Raw genomic sequence first — 24,111 nt, 5'->3', positions numbered from 1 at the left:
CCCCAGCGGTGGCCGGGGAATCCCCTGTCGGGGCGCCTGAGTCCCTGTCAACGGCGGCGCCCCCCTTCGGCTCCGCCCCGGCTGCCTCTCCGGGGGTACCTGCCAGCGGTAGCTGGGGACGCCCGCGGCCGGGGCCGGGCGCGTCGCTCGCCGGGCCTGGCGCGGTGGGTGGTTCGGCGCCGCTGTTCATCTCTCCTCCTATGGGGGTTGCGAAGGTGGCCGGGCGGCAGCCCGTGCCGCCAGTTGTTCGAGGTGGTCGGCGGCCGCCGCGGCGCCGCCGGCCGCGCGGAAGGACGCCTTGACACGCTCGGCCGCCGTGCGATGGCCCGGTTCGTACAGGACGGTGTCCAGCGCCTCGCCGAGCCCGGCGGCCGTGACCCGGCCGAACCGCACCCGCACGCCCGCCCCGGCGGCCACCACCTGCCCGGCGACGACGGGCTGGTCGTCGCGGATGGGCGCCATCACGAGCGGTACGCCGTGCCACAGCGCCTCGCACACGGTGTTGTGCCCGGCATGGCACACCACGGCGGCGACCCGCGCCAGCAGCGGAAGCTGAGGTACCCCGCGCACCACCAGCACATCGTCGTCCCGCGGTGCGCCGGGCGCGGTGTCCAGCGCGCCCACGGGGTCGACGAGCACCGTCTGGAGGCGGCCGGCGCGGGCGCGCACGGCCTCCCGGCAGACGGCGAGGAAGCGCGCCCCGGCGTTGGCGCTGACGGTGCCCAGGGTGACCAGGACCGCCGGGCGGGCCGGGTCCAGCCAGTCCCAGGGGAACGCCGGCGCGCCTGGGCGGGCGGCGATCGACGGGCCCACGAAGCGGATCCGCTCCGCGGCCCTCACGGGTCGGCCCGCCAGCTCCTCGGTGGTGAAGGCCAGCACGAGATGCGGCGAGAAGCGGGGATCCGCGGTGCCGGCCGGGTCGCCGATCCGGACCCGCAACTCCTCCAGCAGCCCCTCCAGCCACGCGCCGACCCTCGGCATGCCGTCCAGCGCGCCGGCGAACTCGGCCGAGGTGGTGGCGGAGGTGGCCCACCGTACGCCCAACTGCTCGGCGACCAGCCCACCCGCGACGGCCTGCTGGTCGGCGACCACCACATCCGGCCGGAACTCCTCGACCGCCGCGCGCACCCCCGGGGCCATCGCCTCGGCGAGCGGCACCAGAAAGCGCTCCCACAGGAACTTCAGCGCGCCGGGCCCCCGCACATCCGCGGGGCGTGCGGCGCCGCCTTCGCCCAGTGACGGCCCGGCGCAGCGGAAGACCGTCGCCCCGTCCACGGCCGACCGCCCTATGGCCTCCGGCGTCCCGGCCCAGGCCACCTGGTGGCCGCGGGCGGTGAGTTCGGCCCCGACGCCGAGCGTGGGGTTGATGTGTCCGGTGAGCGGCGGTACGACGAACAGGAAGCGGCGCCCGGCGCGCGGCTCGTCGCATTCGCGGGCGCCGCCCGCAGAGCGGTCGCTCATGGGGCCGTTGATCATGGGGCTGTCGCTCATGGGGCCGTCGCTCATGGGGCGGCCTCCACCCGGCGAGAGCCGCTACCGGAGGCCGCCCTCCCGGGATCGTGGATCCAGCCCAGGACGTGATCGAGCACCAGGGCGGGCACCTCGACCAGGACGGAGTGCTCATGGCCGGGCACGATGACGGTCCGGCAGCCGGGCAGCAGCGACTCCAGCCACGGCGCCTGGGCGGCCATATCCGAATCGGCGCCGTAGAGCGCGAGCACCGGACCGGACACGGCACGGATCCGGTCCTCGTCCAGCACCGCGCTCGACGGGATGTCCCGGCCGATGGTGGTGGTCCGCGCCAGGCGGGCCGCCGATCGCGCCAGCCACGCGGTGTGCCTGCCGCGGTGGGCGTCGATCCAGGCCAGGGCGTCGGCCTCGTGCTCCGACAGCTGGGTCTCGGTGTCGCCGAGCATCCTGTCGAGTTTGGCCGCCCACGCGGGGGTGGCCGGTTCGGACTCGATCAGCGACAGGCCGGCCACCCGTTCCGGGTGGCGGACCGCGTACTGGAAGGCGACCGTTCCGCCGAAGCAGTTGCCGACCAGGTGCACCGGGCCGTGGATCCCCAGCCGGTCCAGCAGCCGCTCCAGGTCTCCCACGAAGGTGTCCAGCCGGTAGCCGCGGGCCGGGCGCTCGCTGCGGCCGTGGCCCCGCTGGTCGTACATGACCACGTCGATCCCGGCCGCGGCCAGCCCGGGGCCCACGGTGAAGTAGTAGGAGGCCAGACTGTCGGTGAGCAGGCCGTGCAGCAGCACGGCAGTGGGCGCCGCGCGGCCGCCACCGGGCCCGGCGCGTCCGGGGCCGAGCCGCTGCACATGGAGCCTGACGCCGTCCGGCCCGCCGGTGTGGACCATGGCCATCGGTCAGCTCCCCTCGGCGGTTTTCAAGCAGCCGACGACGTACTCGACCAGGTGGCCCACGCGGAGGTCGATGATCTCGTCGAGCTCAAGACCGGCCACGAACTCGGCGAGGTTGACCTGCGGTCCGTACCGGTCCTGCAGACTTCCCGCCAGGGTGACCAGGTCGATGCTCTCCAGGTCGAGATCCTCCATGAACCGGCTCTCCGAGGCGATCTCGAGATCATCCAGGCCGTACTCGTCAAGCATGTTCTTGAGCATTCCGGAGATGTCCGTGAGGACGGTCTTCTCGTCGTCCGCCGCAGTGGTGTGCTTGGCGGTGCTCATCGTGTCTCCTCGGCCATGGTTGATCTCCTCACTCGTCGTCCGCCGGGCCGGTGGTCCAGGCCACGACGTAGTCCCTGGGCGGCAGCCCGGGCGGGTTGGCCGTACGCGCGCTGTGCACCCGGTAGCGGCGCGGCCGCCCGGCGGCCGTGGCCACCTCGACCAGGAGCCGCTCCGGGTCCGCCGCGTCGAGCACGGCGACGTCCGGCGCGCGGACGGCGCCCTCCGCGCCCTCCGCCTTGGTGACGGCACACTTGACGGCCCGGAGGGTGGTGGCTTCCCATCCGGTGGTCGGTTGTCCGGTGGTCGGTTGTCCGGCGATCTCCTGTCCGGTGATCTCCTCGATATGGATGCCGGGGCCCGGCCCGGAGTCCTCGCGTCCTGGCGGGCGCGGCACGACCAGGGCCACCCCGGCCTCGGCCCGGCTCGCCAGCGTGACGTCCAGCGCGGGCAGCGTCCGGCCGTGCGCCCCGAGGACGTACGGGCGGCCGCGTGCGTCCTCGTGCACCTGGATCTCGGCCGGGAAGACCGGCCCCTCTCCGCGCGCCCAGAGCCACTGCCGCACCGCGTCCTTGGCGGCGATCCGGCCCAGCAGCCACTGCCTGCGGCTGCGCGGGGCCTGTCGCTCGTACGCCCTGCGCTCGGCGCCGCCCAGGTGGTTGCGCATGATCAGGTCACGGGACGCCAGGTCGGGCCAGCGCTCGTGGAGCAGCACCCAGCCGCCGGGACGCGGCTGGGAGAGCGCGTTGAGTTCCGGGAAGCGCTCCACCGGCCGGGTGCTCGGATGGTTGTCGAAGCGGCGGTCCTGCCAGCCGTCGATCCGGGCCCACACCTGTCCGTCGACGAGCAGCTGGACATCCGCCTCGAGCATGGTGTCGGTGACCGAGACGACTTCGATCGCGCACTCCACCGGGGTGCCGGGACGCGGATGTGGTCCGAAGAGGCGGATGTGCCGCATGCCGACGGGGAAGACCATGGTCCGCTCGGTGCGGGTCGTCGTGAGCCAGTAGCCGAGGAGCTGGCCCACATTGTCCAGCAGCGCGCCGGGTGCGGCCGGTGTGGTGATCGTGCCGCGTACGCGCGAGGCGCCGATCGCGGTGATCTCGCTGACGCCCTGGAACGCCGGGCCGTGGAACATCAAGCGCTCGCTGTAGAGCTCGGCCGCGGTGTGTGCGGGGGCGTGTTCGGCGGCCGGGTCGGCGGGCCAGGAGGCGGGGCGGGGGCGGGGATGGCGGGGCGCGAGCTCCACCGTGCCCTGGGCGCTGCGGCCGAAGTCCACGGCGAGCCGGTCCGGGCCGTCGGGCGACGGGGTCACGGTGATGGGCACCTCGACGGGCGGCGCAGCGGTCACCCACCGGCCGAACCGGGCGCCGTGCACCGCGACCGCCCGCCGGCCGGGGGCCGCCTGCTCCGCCGCGTCCATGAGGTGGCCGACGATCGTGGTCGCCGGGACGACCGGCCACCGGTCCGACTCGTCGGGCCAACCGGGCCGTTGCCGGAAGAAGAAGTGGTCGCGCAGGTACGGCATGGTCTCGGTGGACACATGCAGCACGGTGCGCCAGGTTTCCGGCGGGGGTGGGGTGGCGGACCGCGACGGCTGAGGCGCCGCTGGCAACGGTGGTGGTGTCGGGGTCGGCGGGCCGCCCGCGCGGCCCGCGACGGCGATCAGCTCGGTGGCGGCACCGGCCGTCTCCCGCAGCAGCGCGCCGAGCTCCGCCGCCACCGGAAATCGCCCCGCCACCGTGTCCAGCGCGGACACGGCGTCCGCCCGGACGGACCGCTGCGGACCGGCGGCGTCGGAGGCCAACTCGCGGCGCAGCTCGGCGAGGTGGCGCTCGTCCAGGGAGATCAGCGCCCCGCCGAGGTCGAGCCGTACCGGCTTCGGCGCGGTGGCGGGCGGTGCGGTGGCGCAGGGCGCGGTGGCGCAGGGCGCGGTGGCGGGGCGTGGCAGGGACGGGTCCACCTGGGCCCCGTTCACCCACAGGGCGGTGGCCACCCGGCGCAGTTGGGCGACGCCGTCGCGGTGCGGCGAGTCGGCCGCCACCGCGAGGTGTTCCGCCCCTTGGAGCGTGTCGCCGATGAGCGAGGCCAGCTGCCCCGGGCCGACCTGTACAAAAGCCCGGAAGCCCGCCTCGTGGAGCGCCTTGGTCAGCAGCCGGAATCGGACCGGCTCCAGCAGATGCCGGACGAACAGCTCACGCACCCCGGCCGCGTCGGGCGGATACGGTGCCGCGGTCGTCCCCGACCAGATGGGCACGCTCGGCGGGAACAGTTCGAACCGCTCCGCGGCCGCTCTGATCGGCCCCAGGTACGGCGCCAGCATCGGGGTGTGGAAGCCCGACTGGAACGGAAGGACGTTCCCGATCACCCCCTCGCCACGCAACCGCCGTACGAACGCCTCGACGTCGGCCCGCGGCCCGCACACCATCGACTGGCTCGGCGCGTTGTCGTGCGAGAGCACGACCCGGCCGTCCGTGCCGCCCATGCCCTCCGCGAGCGCGGCCAGCACCCGCCCGGTGGAGGCGCCCAGCACGCCGAAGGCCAGCCCGGGCACGCGCAGCGCGTCGGGGTCGAACGAGCCCAGGAACTCGTCGGCCGCGGCGCCGGAGTGCAGACCGGCCGAGACCATCGCGGTCCACTCGCCGACGCTGTGCCCGGCCACCGCGTCCGGCACCACCCCCATCCGCCGCAACGCCCGGTCCAGCAGCCGGCCGACGGCGAAGACACCGACACTGTGCCGGCCGATGTCACCGACCAGGGCCCGGCCGTCGGCCACCGCGGCGGGGGACAGCCCGAAGTACTCGGCCACGCCGTCCACCCGTGGCGCGAACTCGGCCTCCAGCCCCGGAAAGACGAAGACGATCCGGCCAGCCCCGTCCACTGCGTGCTCGCCCAGCAGCGGAGCGGGGGCGAACCAGACGTCGCCGCGGCCACGCCACGGACAGCCTTTGGCCACGACGCGTCGCGCCAGCGCCAGCCGCTTGGCGGTCGGCCCGACGATCCCGAGCCTCGCCCGGCCCGCCGCGGGCGCGGTGGCCCGCAACGCCGAGTCATCCGCCGCCAGCAACGCGGCCAGCTGCTCCGGCGTCTCGGCCCCCAGCGCGAGCACCCGCTCCGGCTCGGTGACCTGGACCCCGGACGCGGTGGGGGCGGCGGGTGCCGCGGTGCTTGGCGCGTGAGGTCCGGTGGGCGTGGCCGCCCCCGGTACGGCGGAGTACGTGAACGCAGGCTGCGCGGCCGTGGCGTCCGGCATACCGGCGACGGCGCCGGACGTGGCCGCGCCCGTGCGCGCGGCGGGGCCGACGGCGTCGGGCGCGTCGACACCCGGTCCGGCGGCCACCGCCAGGGCCGTGGTCGGCGGCCGGGGCCGTGGGCCTGCCGGAAGCGGCTGAGCGGCCCCCAAGGGGGCCTGCTCCAGCACCACGTGTGCGTTGATTCCGCCGAACCCGAACGCGTTGACCGCCGCGCGGCGCACCTCCGTGTTGCGCCTGGTCTCCCATGGCTCGGCTGTGGCGATGGGTCGGAAGCGGGTTGTGGCCAGGGCTGGGTGGGGGTTGTCGCAGTGCAGGGTGGGTGGCAGCAGTCCGTGGTGGATGGCCAGGGCGGCCTTGACCAGGCCTGCCACGCCGGCTGCCGGCATGGTGTGGCCGATCATCGACTTCACCGACCCGATCACGGCGCGGTCGGCGGTGGCGTCGCCGGTCGGGGGGCCGAAGACGTCTGCCACCGTGGCCAGTTCGGCTGTGTCTCCGGCGGGCGTGGCGGTGCCGTGTGCTTCCAGCAGTCCGAGCGAGCCGGGCGCGCGCGGATCGAGCCCGGCCGCCCGCCATGCCTGTCGTACCGCACGTGTCTGGCCGCCCGGGTCCGGGGCGGCCAGGCCTGCTGCGCGGCCGTCGCTGGCCACGCCGGTGCCTTTGATGACGGCGTACACCCGGTCGCCGTCCCGTCGCGCGTCGGCCAGCCGTTTGAGCATCACGACGCCGGTGCCCTCGCCGATCAGGATGCCGTCGGCCTCGCGGTGGAAGGGGCGGATGCGTTCGCTCGGCGAGAGCGCGCGCAGTTGCGCGAAGACGCTCCACAGGGTGATGTCGTGGCAGTGGTGCACCCCGCCGGCCAGCACCGCGTCGCACCGGCCGGAGGCCAGTTCACCCACCGCTTGGTCGATGGCGACGAGCGAGGACGCGCAGGCGGCGTCCACGGTGTAGGCGGGGCCGCGCAGATCGAGCCGGTTGGCGACCCGTGAGGCGGCGAGGTTGGGCACCAGGCCGATGGCGGCCTCGGGGCGGTCGGGGCCCAGGCGCTCGGTGAACGCGGTCCGTACTCGCTCCAACTGGTCGGCGCCGAGGCCGGGCAGCAGCTCGCCGAGCGTGCGCACCAGCTGGTGGGCGGTGCGTACCCGCTGATCGAGACGGACCAGACCCGGCGTGGAATAGCCGCCGCGGCCCAGCACCACCCCGACCCGCCCCCGGTCGGGCAGCCGCTCCTCGCCCCCCGCGTCGGCGACGGCCGCGGCCGCGACATGCAGCGCGATCAGCTGATCGGGCTCAGTGCCCGCAACGGAGGCGGGCATGATCCCGAAACGAGTGACCTCCACCTCCGCGAGCTCGTCGACGAACCCGCCACGGCGGCAGTACACCCGGTCGGCAGCCGCCGGGCCGCGCCCGCTCCCGGGGGCGTAGAACTCGGCGTCCCACCGCTGCGCCGGGACCTCGGTGATCGCGTTTACGCCGGTCACGAGGTTGCGCCAGTACGTCTCCAGATCCGGCGCGCCGGGCAGCAGTACGGCCATCCCGACGATCGCCACGGGCGGCCTGCGGCCGCCGCCTTCGCCGCCGTCATATGTCATGGGTCACCAGCCCGACGCCGTGTAGACGACGGCCCGGTCGGACTCCTCGCCCCAGGCGAGTTCGCGCAGCAGCGCCAGCGCTCCTTCGTCGGGGTCGATGAGTTCGACGCCACGCCGCGCGTATTCGCGGGCGAGCGCGGGGCTGACCATCCCGGCGTGTGCGCCGGTGGGCGCCCAGGGGCCCCAGTGGACGGTCAGGGCCCGGCGGCCGGTGCGGGCCGCCCACCGCGCGCCGATGGCCTCCAGCGCGTCGTTGGCCGCCGCGTAGTCGGCCTGGCCCCGGTTACCGAGGACGGCGGAGACGCTGCCGAAGAGCACCACGAAGGACGGCTCTGCGTGTCCTCCCTGTCCTGTCCGCCCTCCGAGTCCCCCGCCGTCCCCGCGCTCGCCCGCCGGCCCGGCCGTCGACAGCTTCTCCAGTGCGTCCAGGAGCGTACGCGCGCCGCCCGCCTTGGTGTCGAACACCCGCTGGAAGGACTCGGCGGACTTCTCCTCGATCAGCCGGTCCTCGATCACCCCCGCCGCGTAGACGACACCGTCCAGCCGGCCGTGGTCGGCGTGGATCTCCTTGACAGCCTGGCGCACCGCGTCGGGGTCCCGGAAGTCGACCGACCGGTAGCGGGCCCGGGCCCCGAGATCGGTCAGCTCCCGCAGCGTGGCGGCCACTTCACGCCGCGCCAGGATCCCGGCCGCCTCCCGCTGGATCTCGGCGGGCCCGCGGCCGCCCCGGGCGGCGAGCGCCGCACGCAGGGCGGCCTCGTCCCGGGCTCCGGCGGTGGCCGGGTCCTCAGGCCCGGCGGGTACGGGGGTGCGGCCGAGCAGTTCGATACGGCAGCCGGTGGCGACCGCGAGAGCCGCCGCGCACCGCGCGGTGATCCCCCGCGCCCCGCCGACCAGCACGATCACCGAATCGCGGCCCAGCCCGAGGGCCGCCGCCTCGGCCGCCCCGTCCCCGGCGGGCCCCGCGCCCGAGGCGCCGAGGACGCCCAAGTCGCTCTCCACGAGCTCCAACCCATCGCGTCCGTCGGCGGTGCGCAGCACGACGGGCGGGTGGTCGGGGGCGAACACCTCGTCCAACAGCGCGTCGGCGACGGCGTCGGGAGAGGCCGCGGCGGGGAGGTCCACGACCGTGGCGGCCGTCTGCGGATACTCCCTGGCGACGGTGCGGAACAGGCCGTGGAGTCCGGCCGTTCCGACGTCGAGCGGCTCCGCTCGCCGCGCGGCCAGCAGCCACCGCGGCCCGCCCGCCAGCGCTGCCCGCAGTACGGGGAACGCCGCGGGCAGCACGGGCGCGCCGGACCCGGCGGACGGCGGGAGCAGGATCACCCCGTCAGGGGGCACCTCGTCGCGGTAGCCGGGGGACGGTCCGTCGCCCTCGGTGAGAAGCGGGTCGCCCGCGAGGGCCACGGCCTCGGCCCCGTACGTCCGCAGCCGCCCGCCGACCGCCTCGGCCACGGCCTCGTCACCGCCCAGCAGCACGAACCGCTTGCCGGACAGGACACCCGAGGGCTCGCCGACCGCCCCACCCGGGGCGAGCGGTACGGCCCGCATCCGCATCCGCTTCGGCGCCACGCCCCTGACGGAGTCCGTGGTCCCGGCTGTGCGGCCGATGGACCTCGGAGCGGTGTCCACGGGCGGCTCGCCGAACGAGGCCGTGGCGGCGGCCGGTTCGGCGGTCTCATCGCGCGCGGTGCCGGGGGCACCGGTCGCCGCCGGGCTCCCCGGCGCCGCTCCGGCGGTCAGCCGGGGGGTGAGCCAGGCGGTGACCGCGGCGGTGGTACGGGCCTTCGTCAGCTCCTCCAGCTCCTCGTCCGCGAGCGCGGCGGCGCCGTCGCCGCCGGTGCCGCCCACACCCAGGCGCCCCGCCAACTCGCCCGCGATCTCGGCCCGTTTGATCGAGTCGATGCTCAGATCGGCCTCAAGGTCGAGATCCGGCTCGATCATGTCGACCGGGTATCCGGTGCGTTCGCTGATGATCTGCGCGACCATCCGCGCCACCTCCGCCTCGGTGACCGCCACCGGCTCGGTGAGTCGGGGCGTCGGCATCCGTGTCGGCGTCGGTTCGCCCGCCGGTGGCGGCGGAAGGGCCGCGGTCGCCTCCACGGCCCCGGGCGCCACGGCCGTCACAGGCGTGCCTGTCACCGTCGCGATTGGGCCCGCAGGCGCGGCAGGCCTGGCGTCCGGCGTGGCTCCGAGGTGGGTGAGGAGCACATCGCGCTGGGCCGCGACCATCTCCCGGCTGGTTCTCAGGAATTCCAGGATCAGTGCGTCCCGGTCCGTTTGGGTCACCGTCGTCTCCTTGACACGTCGGGCCGGTGCCAGCGCGCCGGGCAGGAGTTCACCTGTGGCGGTGCGGACCAGGTGTCCGTCCACCGTCCAGCCGGGCCGCTTCGGCGGCGTGGCGCGGCCGGCGTCCATGGCGTCACGGCCGCGGAACATCCAGCCGGTGCGCACCGGCAGTCCGGCGACGGCGAGTTGGGCCAGGGTGTCAAGGAAGCCGTACAGTCCGCGCGGACCGGCGCCGCCGACGTGGCCGCCGGTGCGGCGTCCTTCGAAGGCGATGGCGTGGTGCGGGCGGTCGCCGAGGATCTCCGAGACCAGGTGGGTGAGGACGGTGCCGGGCCCTGCTTCGACGAAGATCCTGGCCCCTGCCTCGTACATGGCTTCGATCTGCTCGGCGAAGCGGACCGGCGCGCCGATCTGGGCGCTCAGTTCCGCGCGGATGGCGTCCGGCTCTGCGGGGTGTGGGGCGGCGGTGCGGTTCGCCCAGACCGGGTACTCGGGCGGACGTATCGGCTGCCGGGCGAGCGCGGTGGCGAACCGGTGGCCGGCGGTGGCCACCAGCGGGCTGTGGAAGGCACAGGCCACCGGGAGTCGCTTCACCCGATACCCGGCCTCCCGCAGCAGTCCGACCGCGGTGTCCACCTCCCGCCGTGGCCCCGAGATCGCGGTCTGGCGGGGGGCGTTGTGGTTGGCGGCCACCACCTGGCCGGCGAGACCGGCGCGCCGCAGGACGTGCTCGACGTCCTCGTGGCCGGCGGTCACCGCCGCCATGGTGCCCGGCTCCGGCCCAGAGGCCTGCGCGGCGTCCCAGATCGCGGACGCCCGCTCGGCGCTCAAGTCCAGCAGCGCGGGCGGATCGAGCACGCCCGCCGCGCACAGCGCGACCAACTCCCCGTAGCTGTGCCCGGCGGCCATGTCGGGGCGGACTCCGGCCGCGGTGAGCAGCGAGTGCGCGGCCAGGCCGACGACGCCCAGCGCCGGCTGGGCCACCCGGGTGTCGGTGATCCTGGCCCGCTGCGCGTCCCGTTCCGGCTCGTCGAACGCGGCCGGCGGATGGAGCACGGCGGCGTGGGACCGGGCCAGCCGCGCGTGACCGTGGAGTTCAGGGAAAGCGACAAACAGGTCCGCGAACATGCCAGGCCGCTGACTGCCCTGCCCCGGGAAGAGAAACGCAACCTTGCCAGAACCAGAACCAGAACCAGAACCAGGACCGGGGACGGAGCCGGGGACGGGACCGGGGCCGGGGGCGGGGCCTCGCCCCGCGCCGCCGTCAGTGGATGGGACATCACCGTCCTGCGTGTCGGCGCCACTGGCCGGGCCGCCACCGCCGTCCACGCCCCCAGGGCCACCACCGCCCTCCGCGTCGGCCGGCCCGGCTGGGCCGTCACCGTCCTCGGGATCGCCTGGATTCTCCTGGCTGGTCAGACCCTCCCGGTCTGCCGCGTACCGACCTGCTGGGCCGTCACCGCCCTGCGGATCGGCTGGACTCTCCAGACCGGTCGCGTCGGCCGGCCCGGCCAGGTAGATCCCCGTGGCCGGGTCGTGTTCCCCCGCCAGCACCCGGCGCAGCAGCGCCGCCGGTCCGGTCGGCCCGTCCGGGGCCGTGGCCACCACGGCGGCCCACACCGGGCCCTGACTGGTGTCGGAGCGGGTGGCGGCGGCGAGGGCGAGGTCGCGCAGCCGCCAGGGCGACCCCGCCGCCTCGTTGTCCTCGGCAAGCGCCAGCGCCTCCTCGACGGCGCGCAGAGCCGCCGCCCGGTCGGTGCCGCGGAAGGTGAACAGCTCAGCGGGCCAGGCGTCCAGGGCATGGGCCGGGGGCGGACCGGCGTCATGCGCGGCCAGAACCACGTGGAAGTTGGTGCCGCCGAAGCCGAACGCGCTCAGAGCGGCGATCCGCTCGGCGGGCGGGGCCACCCAGGGCCCGGCCTCGGTGTGGAAGGCGAAGGGGCTGCTCTTCGCGTCCCAGGAGGCGCCCGGGCGGCGCAGCTGCGAGGTGGGCGGTTTGACGCCGGTGTGCAGGGCCAGCGCGGTCTTGACCAGACCCGCCAGACCCGCCGCGCATTTCGTATGCCCGATCTGCGACTTGACCGAGCCCAGCGCGCAACCGCCCGCCGCGGCCCCGGCGGCGGTGAACACCTCGGTGAGGACCGCCAGCTCAGTCCGGTCGCCGACCACCGTGCCGGTGCCGTGCGCCTCGAGGAGACCGACATCCGCGGGGGAGATCCGGGCGTTGCGGTAGGCACGCTCCAGAGCGGCACGCTGACCCTCGGGCCGCGGCGCGGTCAGGCCTAGTGACCGCCCGTCGCTCGAACTGCCCACACCCTTGATCACCCCGTACACGCGGTCGCCGTCGCGCTCGGCATCCGCCAACCGCTTGAGCACCACACACGCGACACCCTCACCAAGCGCGATACCGTCCGCCGAGGCGTCAAAGGTCCGCGAGCGGCCCGTCGGGGACAACGCGTGCACGGAGGAGAAGAGCACGTAATCGTTGACCCCGTTGTGCAGGTCGGCCCCGCCGCACAGCACCAGGTCGCTGCTGCCGCTGACCAACTCCTTGCAGGCCACATCCACAGCGGCCAGAGAGGAAGCACAGGCCGCGTCCACCGTGTAGTTGGCACCACCGAGATCGAGCCGGTTGGCGATCCGCCCCGCGATGACATTGGCCAGCATCCCCGGAAAGGAATCCTCGGTCAGCTCCGGCAACTGCTCCGCCAACCCCTCGGGCACCGAACCGAAGTAGGACGGCAGCGTGGCCCGCAACGCCTGGGCACTGGACAGATCACTGCCCGCCTCGGCGCCGAAGACCACCGATGTACGGGAGCGGTCGAAGACCCGCGCACCCACGCTGCCGCGCTCCTCGCCGGGCACCGCCTGATATCCGGCGTCCTCCAGCGCCCGCCGCGCCGCCTCCAACGCCAGCAGCTGCACCGGCTCGATGCTGCCCAGAGACGCCGGCGGGATGCCGTAGCGCAGGGGGTCGAAAGGGATCGGGGGCAGAAAGCCACCCCACTTGGAGGCAGACGCGCCATCGTGCGCCGTGGCGGCGCCCTCGCCGGGAGAGTAGTGGACGGCGGGATCCCAGCGCTCGACCGGCACTTCGGTCACCGCGTCGACACCACCGACCACATGAGCCCAGAACGTGGCAAGATCCGGCGCGCGCGGAAACATGCACGCCATGCCGACCACGGCCACCTCCAGCGGCGCCGGAGCCTCCCCCTCCACCGCCCCGGGCGTCGCCACGCCCAAGCGCTCGCGCAGCACGGCCGCGGCACGGCGGAAGAAGTCCGCGGCGGCCGCGGCCACACAGTGGTGCAGGGCGGCGACGGTCGTGGTGGCCGAGCGCAACACCGCCACATCCCCCGCCATAAACATGCCATCCTCGTATTGGCGCTCCTCGCCGACCACCGCCAACTCGCCACCCGGACCGCGCTCCACACCCTTGCCCGCGATCCGCAACCGGCCGACATTCAGCCGCTCCAGCCGCTCCCACACCTCCCGCTCCGGAACACCCTCCCCACGCAACCGCTCCCTGACAGCACCGAACTCCTCCGTGAACGGGCTGGGAACACAGCGAGTGGCATGCCCCGGAGCCGTCTCCAACAACGCGGTACCCCTCGCCGCCACCACCTGACGCTGGAACAACGGTTGGACAGCACCGCAGGTCACCGCCTCCTCCGTGAACAGATACGCGGTGCCCATCAGCAGGCCCACAAGGACACCGCGCCGGGTCAGCGGCGCCGCGAGAGCGGCCACCATCGCCGCGGACCGCTCATCGTGAACACCACCCGCGAAGAAGACCTCGACCGGGACCGCGGTCCTGGGATGTTCCTCGTCGTCACCACCCGCCCCGTCCTGGTCAACCTCGTCCAGGAAGTCCTCGATCACCGCGATCTGGGCCTCCCACAGCGGAAAGCTGTGGCGCGGGCCGACATGCCCACCACACTCCGAGCCCTCGAAGACGAACCGACGGGCACCGGACCGCAGAAACTGCCCCAGCAGACCCGGCGAAGGAACATGCAGAAAAGTGGCGATCCCCGCCCTCTCCAGCGCCTCGGCCTGGGCGGGTCGCCCGCCCGCGATGATCGCGTGGCTGGGGCGGACCTCCCGCACGGCCTCAAGCTGGGCCTGCCTGATCTCCTCCGGCGCGAACCCGAGCACCCCCACCCCCCACGACCGCCCCTCCAGCACGGCCGCCGCCTCCACCAGCATGGCCCGCGCCCGCTCACTCCCGGCAAGCGCCAGCGCCAGAAACGGCACAGCCCCCTCAGCAGCCACCGCCGACGCGAACCCGGCCCGATCGCTCACCCGGGTCATCGGCCCCTGCACCACCGGCAGCCGACTACCAAGCGCCCCGCACATCGCCGAACCCGGGCACAACGCGGCCGCGGCGCGGTCGTCGCGTACGGCATCCCGCACAGCCCCGGCCACAGCACGTACCGCCCGGCCGACATCGCCATACCGCTCCGCGAAACGCGCCGCCAGAAAACCGTCCTGACCCACCGGCAGCGGCCGGGCATGCGGATCACGCCCCCGGCGGCGCAACACACGACAGCCATCGACCACGACGGTCTCCGAACCGTCCAGAGAACGAAGCACCGCAGCCAACTCCCCGGACACCCCCGACTCGGCGAGCAGCGCCAACTGGGTATCCAGCACCACGCCCACAGCCCCGCCGACCACCGCCGCCGCAGCCGTATGGTGACCGATCCCACCCCCCGCCCACACCGGCACGGACACCCCCGGCTCCGCGAGCAACTGCTGCAGCAGCACGAAGCTGCCGAGCACCCCGACCCGGCCACCACCCTCCCCACCCCGAGCGATCAAGCCCTGCGCCCCGGCCCCTACCGCATGCAACGCCTCCTCCAGGTCCGTGACCTCGACGAGAACGCGACGGCAGCCCGCGCAGTCGGCCACCGCCCAGGGCGAGTCCACCGCGAGCACCACCGTGCCCGGACCCGCACCGTCACCAGCCCGTAGCGCCAACAAGTCCGCGGGCGCCAGCCGGCAACCGGGCCCGATCCGCACCCCGTACCGCCCGTCAGGGGCCCAGCCCCGCAGACACTCCAGCGCCTCCCGGGCCCACCGGTCCCCGGCCCCCAGGTCCAGCACCCCGAACCCCCCGGCGCGGCCGACCGCCGCAGCGAGCCTGGCGTCCGGTCGCCCAAAGGGAGTGACACCGATGACAAGGTCGCCGGGCCAGGCAGTAGAACTCATGACTTCTCCGCAAGAATTGTCGGAGCTGGGTAAAGGGAGATCGTTTTCCGGCGGGTGCGTCGAAGGTACGGCTTCGGAATTCCGCCGGGTTGCGACGCGAAGGATGAATTACACGACGCCTCTGATGGAACCTCAAGAGCGAAGCTACTGAGGGGTCGGTGATCGGACCGACCGGCGGATCGTCGCCCGGACAGCTCGAGGTGTACTCGAAGGCTGGTTGACTTCCCTACAGGAGCGTCCCGTCCGATATGGGTGCGTCCTGCCGGTGTCGGAGTGCCGGGCGGCCCGCCGGTGTTCCGCCGTTTGCCGCGAGGCATTGCTGATAAACCCCAAATCCATCGCGCACCGCGGCCACGTCCACGACGTTGCGGCCGAGCCGGTCCACGGCTGCGGCCACCAACCCGTCGTACGGACCCCGCTCATCGCGAAGCCACGGGCCCGGCTTCGGCCGGGTCATCGGGTCGGTGGTGCCCGACACCTCCCAGTCGTCGGCCCAGCCGACGATATGGCCCCCGACGGATGCGGCAGCGGTCAGCCCGTACTCGGGCTGCCGCTCCGGAGACGACGTGGCGAGCTTCACCCGCGACAGTCGTCGCACACCGAGCAGGCACCTCCCTCAACCGCCGTAGGGCCGTTCGATCATGTTCAGCTCCGTACCGCGCAAGAACGATCTTGCTCAGCCCAGGAAGCTGAGCCGCACCTGGCGGTCGGGGTTGTCCTTGTTGGTGTCGACGAGACACACGGACTGCCAGGTGCCGAGCGCCATCCTGCCGCCGATGACCGGGAGCGTGGCGTGCGGCGGGACGAGCGCGGGGAGCACATGGTCCCGGCCGTGGCCGGGGCTGCCGTGGCGGTGGCGCCAGCGGTCGTCGGCAGGCAGCAGGTCGCTCAGTGCGGCCAGCAGGTCGGTGTCGCTGCCCGCGCCCGTCTCCAGGACGGCGATGCCGGCGGTCGCATGGGGGACGAACACATTGAGCAGCCCGTCCCGGCCCTGACTCACCTCCCTCACAAACGCCTCGCAGTCCGCGGTGAGGTCGGCGACCCTCTCGGTGGAGCCGGTGGTGATCCGAAGGATGTGGGTGCGGAAGGTCTGGGTCATGGCCCCATCCTCGTACGTCCGCCCGTAAAACCGCCGCAACAAAGGTCCGAGTGGCAAGACACCGTTGACCGGCTCCGGGCGCCCTCGCTACGTTCGTGGGCATGTCTATGTCAGCCTTGCTCACCACGCGCGGTCACATCGACCTGCTGCGGGTGGCCTCCGCCGCGTGTCCCGGCGACTGCTGATCTTTTCACTGCTTCGCGCGTAAGCACGTCCGCGCCGGCACGTCTCAGCGCTCACTCCGCTTCCCCTCCCCCCACTTCACCTCACCTTCCGCTTTCGTGGAGCCTCCATGTCCCCGGTTCTCGAACCGGTCGTTCCGCTGTCCGCGCGCCGCCGCGCCGTGCCCCGGTGGCTGCGCCGTACGACCGGCCCCCTCGTCCTGCTCATCGTCTGGCAGGTGTGCAGCGCCACCGGTGTGCTGTCCCCCGACACCCTCGCCTCCCCCGGCACCATCGCCCGCACCGCCTCCGGCCTGATCGGGGACGGCACGCTGCCGCACGCCATGCTGGTGTCGGTGCAGCGGGTGCTGGTCGGGCTGCTGATCGGCGCGGTGGCCGGGGTGTCGCTCGCCCTCGTCTCCGGGTTGTCCCGGCTCGGCGAGGACCTGGTCGACGCCACGGTGCAGATGCTGCGCACCATCCCGTGGGTCGGGATGATCCCCCTGTTCATCATCTGGCTGGGCATCGGCGAGGCGCCGAAGATCGCCCTGATCGCGCTCGGTGTGACCTTCCATCTGTATCTCAACGTCTACGCGGGCATCCGCGGGGTCGACGCCCAGCTGATCGAGGCCGGAACCTCGCTGGGGCTGGGCCGCTGGGGGCTGATCCGCCATGTGGTGCTGCCCGGGGCCCTGCCCGGGGCGATGACCGGGCTGCGGTACTCGCTGGCCACCGCCTGGCTGGCGCTGGTCTTCGGCGAGACGATCAACGCCGACGACGGGATCGGCTTTCTGCTCAACCGCGCGCGGGAGTTCTTCCAGACCGACGTGATCGTGGTCTGCCTGATCGTCTACGCGGCGCTCGGCCTGCTCGCCGACTTCGTCGTCCGTACTCTCGAGAGGCTGCTGCTGCAATGGCGACCGACCTTCACGGGCACATAGGCCCGGTCGAGAAGGCCCTGGGGGACACCCCCGACCCCGCTGCCCCCGCCGCCGTACGGGTCCATGGGCTGACCCGCACCTTCGACGGCCGGGCGGTCATCGACCGGCTGGAACTGACCGTGCGCCCCGGCGAGTTCGTCGCCCTGCTGGGCCACAGCGGCTGTGGCAAGTCCACCCTGCTGCGCATCCTCGCCGGACTGGACCGGGAGATCGAGGGCGAGGTGCTGGTGCCGCGCGCCAAGGCGGTCGCGTTCCAGGCGCCGCGCCTGATGCCGTGGAAGCGGGTCTGGCGCAATGTGCTGCTCGGGCTGGACGGCCGCCCCGGGCGGGCGGTCGCCGAGCGGGCGCTGGAGGAGGTCGGTCTCGGCCACCGGTCGACGGCCTGGCCCAAGACGCTGTCCGGCGGCGAGGCCCAGCGTGCCTCGCTGGCCCGCGCGCTGGTGCGCGAGCCCGATCTGCTGCTGCTCGACGAGCCTTTCGGCGCCCTGGACGCGCTCACCCGCATCAAGGCGCAGCAGCTGGTCGCCGAGTTGTGGCAGCGGCGCGGCTGCGCGGTGCTGCTGGTGACGCACGACGTCGAGGAGGCGCTGCTGCTGGCCGACCGGGTGCTGGTGATGGACCACGGCGTGATCGCCCACGAGCGGCGGACCGGCCTGGAGCGGCCGCGCGACATCGCCGACCCGCGCTTCGCGGAGCTGCGCGCCGAACTCCTGGGCCGGCTGGGCGTGTCCGCGCCCGCGGTGTCCACCGGCAAGGCCGTATGACACGCCCGCATCACCACATCGACACCCCCCGCACCGTCCGAACCACCCTCACGAACGGATCTGCCGATATGAGACGGCGTATCGCCCCGGCCCTGCTGCTCCCCTTCGCCCTCCTCCTGGCCGCCTGCACGGCCGCGTCGTCCGCCGACGGCTCGGCTGGCGCGGGCTCGAACACCGACGGCAAGGGCGAGGTCACCTTGCGGGTCGGCGATCAGAAGGGCAACGACGAGGCGGTGTTGCGCGCCGCCGGTGAGCTGGACGACCTGCCGTACAAGATCCGCTGGTCGACGTTCACCTCCGGGCCGCCGATCCTGGAGGCGGTGAGCGCCGGGGCGGTGGACATCGGCGGCGTGGGCAACACCCCACCGGTCTTCGCCGCGGCCGCCAAATCCAAGATCAAGGTGGTGGCCGCCAAGCACGGCACGGCCGACGGCGAGGCGATCCTGGTGAAGAAGGGGTCGCCGCTGAAGGAGGTCGCCGACCTCAAGGGCAGGTCGGTGGCGGTGGCGCAGGGCAGCTCGGCGCACTATCAGCTCGTCGCCTCGCTCGCGAAGGCCGGGCTGTCGATCAAGGACGTCAAGGCCACCTTCCTCCAGCCCGCCGACGCGCTCGCGGCCTTCACCCGCGGCAAGGTGGACGCCTGGGCCGTCTGGGACCCGTACACCTCGCAGGCTCTGCGCTCGGCGGACGCCCGCGTCCTCACCACCGGCCAGGGCGTGGTCAACGGGCTCAACTTCCAGGTCGCGGGCCCCGCCTCGATCGCCGACAAGAAGAAGGAGCGGGCCATCGGTGACTATCTCAAGCGGCTGCGCCGCGCCCAGGACTGGGTCTACAAGCACCCGGAGGCGTGGGCCGAGGTCTGGGCGAAGGAGACCGGCCTGCCGTACGAGGTGGCGCTGGACTCGGTGAAGCGGACCAATGGCACCCGGGTGTATGTGGCGGTCGACAAGTCCGCCGTGGCCTCGGAACAGAAGATCGCGGACACCTTCGCCAGGCTGAAGCTGACCCCGCGCCGCTTCGACTTCGCCGATTACGTCGACACGCGATTCAACGGCGGCCTGCCGCCCTCGACGACCGCACCGCGCAGTTATGGAAGGGGCTGAGCCGACAAAATGAGAATTCGGAATTCACCCGCCAAAGAAAGGCCATAGCTTTATCCGGGAAGAATTCTGTTAACGTGCCGTCATGAAGTCGCAGCCCGTGGCGGAGAGGCACGACGATCCCTCTCGGCGTGCCCGTCGCCGTGTCCGTACCCACGGCCCGGAAAGCCCCGTCTTCGTCGATTCCTCGGGTCGCCGGGCCCGCCTGCTGCGGCGGGCCGGTGTGGTCGCGGGAATCGCGCTCCTCGGATACGCCACGATGCTCGCGGTGGCTTTCATGGGCGCCACCCCCTTCGCCCCCGAGACGCTGATCCCGGGCAGCGCGGCGACTTCCAGGGAAAAGGAACAGTCCAATAAGGGCCGTTCTCACAAGGGGAATTCGGCGTCCGCCACGCCCTCCCCGCGTCCGTCGGCCTCCGCGGGCGGCGCCCCCGCCGTCGCGCCCGCGCCCCGGCCGTCGCCCTCCAGCAAGAAGCCCACGTCCACCGCGAGCGGGCGGGCCTCCTCCTCGGCCAAAGCCTCGGCCACGGCCACCACGACCACGTCCCGCCACACCTCTGGGCCGTCCGCCACATCCTCGGCCCCGTCGTCGGCGTCGTCCTCTGAGCCGCCGAAGGCGACCCCCTCCGCGTCCTCCTCGCCCAGCCCCGCCGCCACGGACACCTCCGAGGACGGCGCGACGAGCGAGCCGGGGGCCGTCGGCTGACGTTCCGGCGCGGTTTTAGTCGGTGAAACGGCCTGGGATCACCATCCCTGTCTCGTAGGCGGCGATCACGGCTTGGACGCGGTCGCGGAGTCCGAGCTTGGTGAGGATGTTACTGACATGCGTTTTCACGGTGTGCTCGCTCACCACCAGGGCCGCTGCGATCTCCGCGTTGGACAGGCCGCAACCGAGCAGCCGCAATGTCTCTCGCTCGCGCGCAGTGAGCACGTCCAGTCGTTCGGTCCGCGGTGGTGGCACCACCGCGCCGGAGGTGAAGGCGGCGATCAGGGTGCGGGTGACGGAGGGGGCGAGCAGCGAGTCGCCGGCCGCGACCATGCGGACGGCGTGCACGAGGTCGTCGCGCCGCACATCCTTGAGCAGGAAGCCGCTCGCGCCCGCGCGCAGGGCGTCGAAGAGGTAGCCGTCCTGCCCGAACGTGGTCAGCATGATCACCCGGCAGGCCGTCTCGGCGCAGATGATCCGGGCTGCCTCGATACCGTCCATCCCCGGCATCCGGATGTCGAGCAGGACGACATCGGGGCGGTGCGCGCGGGCGGCGCCGACCGCCTCGAACCCGTCGCCGCTCTCCGCGACGACCTCGATGCCGGGCTGTGCGGCCAGGATCATGGCGAAGCCGGCGCGGACCAGCTCCTGATCGTCGGCCACCACGACGCGGATAGTCATGGTGCCGCTCCGATTTCCGGGGCGGCCACGGGCAGCCGCGCTCTCACTTCGAATCCTGGGAGTCGGTCCGCCCGAGGGCCCGCCGTCGCGGTCCCGCCGCAGGCGGCGGCCCGCTCGCGGATGCCGATCAGGCCGTTCCCGCCGGACGGCAGGTTCGTTCCCGCGCCACGGCCGTTGTCGGTCACGAGGATCTCCAGGTCGTTGTCACGCCAGCGCAGGCGTACCTCGGCGCGGTCCGCTCTGGCGTGCTTGACGACGTTGGTCAGGGCCTCCTGCACGATCCGGTAGGCCGCGACTCCGCAGTCGGCGGGCAGTGGACGTGGCTCGCCTTCGGTGGTGCAGCGCACTTCCACGCCGGCTCGGGCGACTTTCCGGGTGAGCTCGGGCAGGTCGTGAACCGTCGGCTGCGGAGCTCGTGTGCCCTCCTCGTCCCTGAGCACGCCGAGCATCCGGCGCAACTGGTCCAAGGCGTCGCGACCGGTGCCGGCGATCGCGCCGAACGCGGCCGCGGCGCGGGCGGGGGCCGTGTCCAGCGCGACCGGGCCCGCCTCGGCCTGGACGACCATGAGGCTGATCGAGTGGGCCAGTACGTCATGCATGTCCCGGGCGATGCGCGCGCGTTCGCGCTCGGCGGCGCGTTCTTCGGCTGCCCGGCGTTCGCTTTCGAGGCGGACAGCGCGTTCTGCGAGAACGGCTGCCTGGGCACGGGACCCGGCCGAGGCCCGGCCGAGCGCATAGGCGGCGACGTACAGCACGACGCCGCGGGTCGCGGTGTCCAGCGAGCCGACTGTGGCGAGGCCGACCGCACACATTCCCAGGAACACGGGTATCCGGACCCGGGACGGGCAGGCGGACGCCACCCCGTACAACGCGATGAGGACCGCGTACCACAGCGGCTGTGGAGCGACCGGGTCGGTCAAGTCGTAGAGGAGGGAGAAGGCGGCGCAGACCAGCAGGACCGCCACCGGAGCGCGCCGCCGCGCCGCCAGCGGGAGTGACGCCCCGGCCGCCGCGACATAGCCCCACCAGTGCCAGGGGCGCCCACTGTCGCTGTGCCGGAACAGCAGGGGTGAGAGCTGGGCGGCGCCGACGACGATGGCGAGCCCCGCGTCCGACCATGACGAATCCACCAGACGGCGAAGCGGTGGGAAGACGGGCAGCGCGGACACGAGGGTGGATTCTCCCACGGGAGGTGTTCGGCCGGACCTCAGGCATGCGCCGTGGCGCCACGGGCGACGCGGCGGGCGAACGGCGCCAGTCCGGCGAACAGCAACACGCCCGCGACCGGCAGCAGATCGAGCCCGGCCGGCAATACCAGCGCTCCGGTCACGACGAGCGCCGCCTGCCAGGCCGGAACGGCACGGGCCACCGCGAGCTGGCAGAACACGACAACCAGGCCGAGAAAGAACAGCACTGGTCCGACCGTGTAGACGACGATGTCCACCCCGGGGACCTTGATGACGTCGGAGAACATCGCCCGCATGTCGTCGTGGTCGGTGGCCAATGCCCCGATGACGATGTCGACGGCGATCTGGACCACGGTGCAGGCGGTGCCGGCGAGGGCGACGGCGACCGTCCCTGTGGCAAACCTGCCGCCGCCTGCCAGTCGTCGCAGGTTCAGAAACACCGGGACGAACAGCAGCAACGCGGCGAGGAAGGCCAGGTGACCGGTCATCCAGGCGAGACCGGGGCCGCGCTCGCCATCCAGACCGTCCAGGATGCGGATGACCGCGTAGACGATGACCAGGAGCGGGGCGGCGATAAAAGCGAAGGGTTTACTCATGCCGACGATCATCATTGCGACGGGTGTTGCCGCACATCGCCGACGTGACCCATCTCCGTTCTCCCCCGGACGACGGAGCGAGGTGGGTCCCTACCGCCCCGGTACGCCAGTGATGAACGCGGCCCAGGCGGCGGCGGAGACGACCAGGGCGGGGCCGGTCACGCCCTCCTTGGAGTCACGGATCGCGACTTGGGCGGTACGGGGGAGGTGGGCGATCTCGACGCAGGCGGTGCCCTCGTTCTGGCTGTAGGAGGACTTGAACCACGCGTCCTCCGAAGCGACATCGGATGCTATGTGATGTGTCATGTCAGATCTCCCTCGCTAGTCGTTGCAGAAATGCAGGTGTCTCACCGGGGGCGAGCGCCCCCGCCCGCAAAGCGTCGAGCCTGCGGGAGAAGGACCAGACCGTGGTGTCCTTGTCGCTGATATCCGACCCGTCGGCCCTGTCGATCTGGACGACCGTCGGCAGCGGCGTGCCGAACTCCATCAGGCTGAAGTTGGAGGCCGACCGATAGGCGGCGGTGGCCATCGGCAGGATCTGGACCGTCACATTGTCGAGTTGGGAGAGCTTCAAGATCTCCTCGTACTGCTCGCGCATCACCTCCGGGCTGCCGACCACCCGCCGCAGGGCCGCCTCATCTTGGATGACCCACAGCTCCAACGGCTCACTTTTACGCGTCAGTGCCCGTTTGCGCTCCATGCGGACCTGAATGTTTCGCTCCACGAATTCGGTCGTCGTCTCGTGGACCGGTTTGGCGGCCTGGAACATCTCCCGGGCGTAGCGCTCGGTCTGGAGGAGGCCCAGCACCACGTTCGGCTGCCAGGCCCGGACACTACGGGCACCGCTCTCCAGCCCGATGTACATTCCCATCCCGGACGGCAGGACACTGCGGAAGAGCGACCACCAGCCCCGGTTAAGCGAGTCCCGGTGGATGTCCGTGAGGAAGTCCACGTCCTCCTCGTCCTCCACCCCGTATCGGTCCAACAGCGCCCGCAGGTCAGCTGCCTTGGGCAGCGCCGAGAGGCCGTTCTCCACGCGGTAGAGCTTCGTCGTGGAGAACGTCAACCCGTCCACCGCCTCCGCGAGGGTGAATCCGGCTTTATCTCTCAACCGCTTGAGCTCCCAGCCGAGTTGCATGCGACGGACCGTCGGTCCCGTTGGTGCTGCCACGAGTATGCCTCCCGGTGGGTCGAGCTTTCCATGCTCTGGTGCGGGGTCTGAGTCTGGCACCGAAAGTCGCTCTCCAGGAGCTACCGGCCCACTCGGTCACATATGCCATCTAGGGCGGAAATTATCTGTCACCTTGCGCACTATCTCTTATGCACCCGAAGCTGTTTCCGCTATCGCTTCATCACCTGCCGTAGCGGACACCAGCCCACCAGCACCTCGCACACCGTGGAGCCGCCATGCCTGCATCCCGTCCCCGCCTGCTCCCCTGGCCCGGAGCGAACGGACAGCCCTGCTACCTCGTCACCGACGGCGGCGCCAACAGCCGCCTGTCGAAGCTGGCCGACGAGATGGAGGAGGTCCAGCTCAACACCGGCAGCGATCTCCTCAAGCACGCGCGCGAGCTGCTGCGCACCCGCCATGTGTCCGCCCGGGAGCTCCGGTTTCTCTCCCACCGGCTGGCCGAGGCGCTGTACGACGCGCTGCGCGTCGCCGAGAGCCGTGGGATGCGGATCCCGACAGCCGACGCCGGGCGGGAAGATCCGGCCGCAGGCCGCGGTTAGATCAACGTCACCGACGACGGGGCGCAATCCGGTGTCGGACCTCGGCGTTTCGGCCAGCACCGGGCGCGGGGCGTCCCCCGCGCTCCAGGGGTGGATGTATCCCACACGCTGTGCGCGG

General features: G+C 72.8%; 18 protein-coding genes. 5 read left to right on the top strand and 13 right to left on the bottom strand.

The genetic code is table 11. The annotated features are described in order from the left end of the window. Positions 1–198: 198 nt before the first annotated feature. The 7 genes from ACZ4WQ_RS34290 to ACZ4WQ_RS34260 form a co-directional block, all read right to left on the bottom strand. Positions 199–1,461: a glycosyltransferase gene (locus tag ACZ4WQ_RS34290; protein WP_398375633.1), complete on the bottom strand. Its 1,263-nt coding sequence runs from the start codon at positions 1,459–1,461 to the stop codon at positions 199–201. Between the two features lie 41 nt (positions 1,462–1,502). Beyond that, on the bottom strand, positions 1,503–2,360 hold the full coding sequence (locus ACZ4WQ_RS34285) for an alpha/beta fold hydrolase (protein WP_398375562.1): 858 nt from the start codon (positions 2,358–2,360) through the stop codon (positions 1,503–1,505). Between the two features lie 3 nt (positions 2,361–2,363). After that, entirely contained in the window at positions 2,364–2,684 is a 321-nt protein-coding gene (locus ACZ4WQ_RS34280) for an acyl carrier protein (protein ID WP_398375561.1), read from the bottom strand. Positions 2,685–2,712: 28 nt separating this feature from the next. Further along, the gene (locus ACZ4WQ_RS34275) at positions 2,713–7,527 is read right to left on the bottom strand and encodes a beta-ketoacyl synthase N-terminal-like domain-containing protein (RefSeq protein WP_398375559.1); all 4,815 of its coding nucleotides are present in this window, start codon (positions 7,525–7,527) and stop codon (positions 2,713–2,715) included. Positions 7,528–7,530: 3 nt separating this feature from the next. Beyond that, positions 7,531–15,027 (bottom strand): SDR family oxidoreductase, encoded by a 7,497-nt coding sequence (locus ACZ4WQ_RS34270; RefSeq protein WP_398375557.1) that lies wholly within the window; start codon positions 15,025–15,027, stop codon positions 7,531–7,533. Between the two features lie 226 nt (positions 15,028–15,253). After that, positions 15,254–15,625: a recombinase family protein gene (locus tag ACZ4WQ_RS34265; protein WP_398375555.1), complete on the bottom strand. Its 372-nt coding sequence runs from the start codon at positions 15,623–15,625 to the stop codon at positions 15,254–15,256. A gap of 78 nt (positions 15,626–15,703) precedes the next feature. Continuing rightward, positions 15,704–16,126 carry a secondary thiamine-phosphate synthase enzyme YjbQ gene (locus ACZ4WQ_RS34260; protein WP_361193353.1) on the bottom strand — a complete coding sequence of 141 codons (423 nt, stop codon included), beginning with the start codon at positions 16,124–16,126 and terminating at the stop codon, positions 15,704–15,706. A gap of 101 nt (positions 16,127–16,227) precedes the next feature. Here ACZ4WQ_RS34260 and ACZ4WQ_RS34255 point away from each other — a divergent pair, with 101 nt between their 5' ends. From ACZ4WQ_RS34255 to ACZ4WQ_RS34240, 4 genes are all read left to right on the top strand, one after another. Then, positions 16,228–16,311: a putative leader peptide gene (locus tag ACZ4WQ_RS34255; RefSeq protein WP_352135045.1), complete on the top strand. Its 84-nt coding sequence runs from the start codon at positions 16,228–16,230 to the stop codon at positions 16,309–16,311. Positions 16,312–16,418: 107 nt separating this feature from the next. Then, entirely contained in the window at positions 16,419–17,228 is an 810-nt protein-coding gene (locus ACZ4WQ_RS34250) for an ABC transporter permease (RefSeq protein WP_358848964.1), read from the top strand. Then, complete coding sequence (locus tag ACZ4WQ_RS34245; protein ID WP_398375552.1) at positions 17,201–17,992, top strand: ABC transporter ATP-binding protein; 792 nt, start codon at positions 17,201–17,203, stop codon at positions 17,990–17,992. Before ACZ4WQ_RS34250 ends, ACZ4WQ_RS34245 begins: the two co-directional genes overlap by 28 nt. 68 nt (positions 17,993–18,060) lie before the next feature. Further along, positions 18,061–19,095 carry an ABC transporter substrate-binding protein gene (locus ACZ4WQ_RS34240; protein ID WP_398375550.1) on the top strand — a complete coding sequence of 345 codons (1,035 nt, stop codon included), beginning with the start codon at positions 18,061–18,063 and terminating at the stop codon, positions 19,093–19,095. A 363-nt stretch (positions 19,096–19,458) separates the two neighbouring features. Here the strand turns inward: ACZ4WQ_RS34240 and ACZ4WQ_RS34235 are convergent, their stop codons facing one another. From ACZ4WQ_RS34235 to ACZ4WQ_RS34210, 6 genes are all read right to left on the bottom strand, one after another. Further along, the gene (locus tag ACZ4WQ_RS34235) at positions 19,459–19,749 is read right to left on the bottom strand and encodes a hypothetical protein (RefSeq protein WP_398375548.1); all 291 of its coding nucleotides are present in this window, start codon (positions 19,747–19,749) and stop codon (positions 19,459–19,461) included. A 64-nt stretch (positions 19,750–19,813) separates the two neighbouring features. Beyond that, a complete protein-coding gene (locus ACZ4WQ_RS34230; RefSeq protein ID WP_014174854.1) occupies positions 19,814–20,479 on the bottom strand; it encodes a response regulator in 666 nt (221 codons plus the stop codon). Further along, positions 20,476–21,648: a sensor histidine kinase gene (locus ACZ4WQ_RS34225; RefSeq protein WP_398375546.1), complete on the bottom strand. Its 1,173-nt coding sequence runs from the start codon at positions 21,646–21,648 to the stop codon at positions 20,476–20,478. The genes ACZ4WQ_RS34230 and ACZ4WQ_RS34225 overlap by 4 nt, the downstream gene beginning before the upstream one ends. A 38-nt stretch (positions 21,649–21,686) precedes the next feature. Beyond that, on the bottom strand, positions 21,687–22,277 hold the full coding sequence (locus tag ACZ4WQ_RS34220) for a hypothetical protein (RefSeq protein WP_398375544.1): 591 nt from the start codon (positions 22,275–22,277) through the stop codon (positions 21,687–21,689). Between the two features lie 75 nt (positions 22,278–22,352). Continuing rightward, positions 22,353–22,568, bottom strand: a complete 216-nt coding sequence (locus ACZ4WQ_RS34215; RefSeq protein ID WP_398375542.1) for a DUF397 domain-containing protein — start codon at positions 22,566–22,568, stop codon at positions 22,353–22,355. A 1-nt stretch (position 22,569) separates the two neighbouring features. Further along, complete coding sequence (locus tag ACZ4WQ_RS34210) at positions 22,570–23,433, bottom strand: helix-turn-helix domain-containing protein (protein ID WP_398375540.1); 864 nt, start codon at positions 23,431–23,433, stop codon at positions 22,570–22,572. Positions 23,434–23,669: 236 nt separating this feature from the next. Between ACZ4WQ_RS34210 and ACZ4WQ_RS34205 the strand changes: the two genes are divergently transcribed. Beyond that, on the top strand, positions 23,670–23,993 hold the full coding sequence (locus ACZ4WQ_RS34205; RefSeq protein WP_398375538.1) for a hypothetical protein: 324 nt from the start codon (positions 23,670–23,672) through the stop codon (positions 23,991–23,993). The last annotated feature ends 118 nt before the right edge of the window (positions 23,994–24,111 follow it).

This window comes from Streptomyces sp. NPDC028305 (assembly GCF_055569495.1).
The sequence above is the reverse complement of the archived record's forward strand: the minus strand, read 5'-3'. Positions and strand labels throughout refer to the sequence as shown.

Bases quoted from the DNA above. Each gene is read 5' to 3' on its own strand.
- ACZ4WQ_RS34280 (WP_398375561.1), bottom strand. From the start codon at position 2,684: ATGAGCACCGCCAAGCACACCACTGCGGCGGACGACGAGAAGACCGTC.
- ACZ4WQ_RS34220 (WP_398375544.1), bottom strand. From the start codon at position 22,277: ATGATGATCGTCGGCATGAGTAAACCCTTCGCTTTTATCGCCGCCCCG.
- ACZ4WQ_RS34285 (WP_398375562.1), bottom strand. From the start codon at position 2,360: ATGGCCATGGTCCACACCGGCGGGCCGGACGGCGTCAGGCTCCATGTG.
- ACZ4WQ_RS34255 (WP_352135045.1), top strand. From the start codon at position 16,228: ATGTCTATGTCAGCCTTGCTCACCACGCGCGGTCACATCGACCTGCTG.
- ACZ4WQ_RS34250 (WP_358848964.1), top strand. From the start codon at position 16,419: ATGTCCCCGGTTCTCGAACCGGTCGTTCCGCTGTCCGCGCGCCGCCGC.
- ACZ4WQ_RS34215 (WP_398375542.1), bottom strand. From the start codon at position 22,568: ATGACACATCACATAGCATCCGATGTCGCTTCGGAGGACGCGTGGTTC.
- ACZ4WQ_RS34230 (WP_014174854.1), bottom strand. From the start codon at position 20,479: ATGACTATCCGCGTCGTGGTGGCCGACGATCAGGAGCTGGTCCGCGCC.
- ACZ4WQ_RS34290 (WP_398375633.1), bottom strand. From the start codon at position 1,461: ATGAGCGACCGCTCTGCGGGCGGCGCCCGCGAATGCGACGAGCCGCGC.
- ACZ4WQ_RS34270 (WP_398375557.1), bottom strand. From the start codon at position 15,027: ATGAGTTCTACTGCCTGGCCCGGCGACCTTGTCATCGGTGTCACTCCC.
- ACZ4WQ_RS34240 (WP_398375550.1), top strand. From the start codon at position 18,061: ATGAGACGGCGTATCGCCCCGGCCCTGCTGCTCCCCTTCGCCCTCCTC.
- ACZ4WQ_RS34275 (WP_398375559.1), bottom strand. From the start codon at position 7,527: ATGACATATGACGGCGGCGAAGGCGGCGGCCGCAGGCCGCCCGTGGCG.
- ACZ4WQ_RS34205 (WP_398375538.1), top strand. From the start codon at position 23,670: ATGCCTGCATCCCGTCCCCGCCTGCTCCCCTGGCCCGGAGCGAACGGA.
- ACZ4WQ_RS34245 (WP_398375552.1), top strand. From the start codon at position 17,201: ATGGCGACCGACCTTCACGGGCACATAGGCCCGGTCGAGAAGGCCCTG.
- ACZ4WQ_RS34260 (WP_361193353.1), bottom strand. From the start codon at position 16,126: ATGACCCAGACCTTCCGCACCCACATCCTTCGGATCACCACCGGCTCC.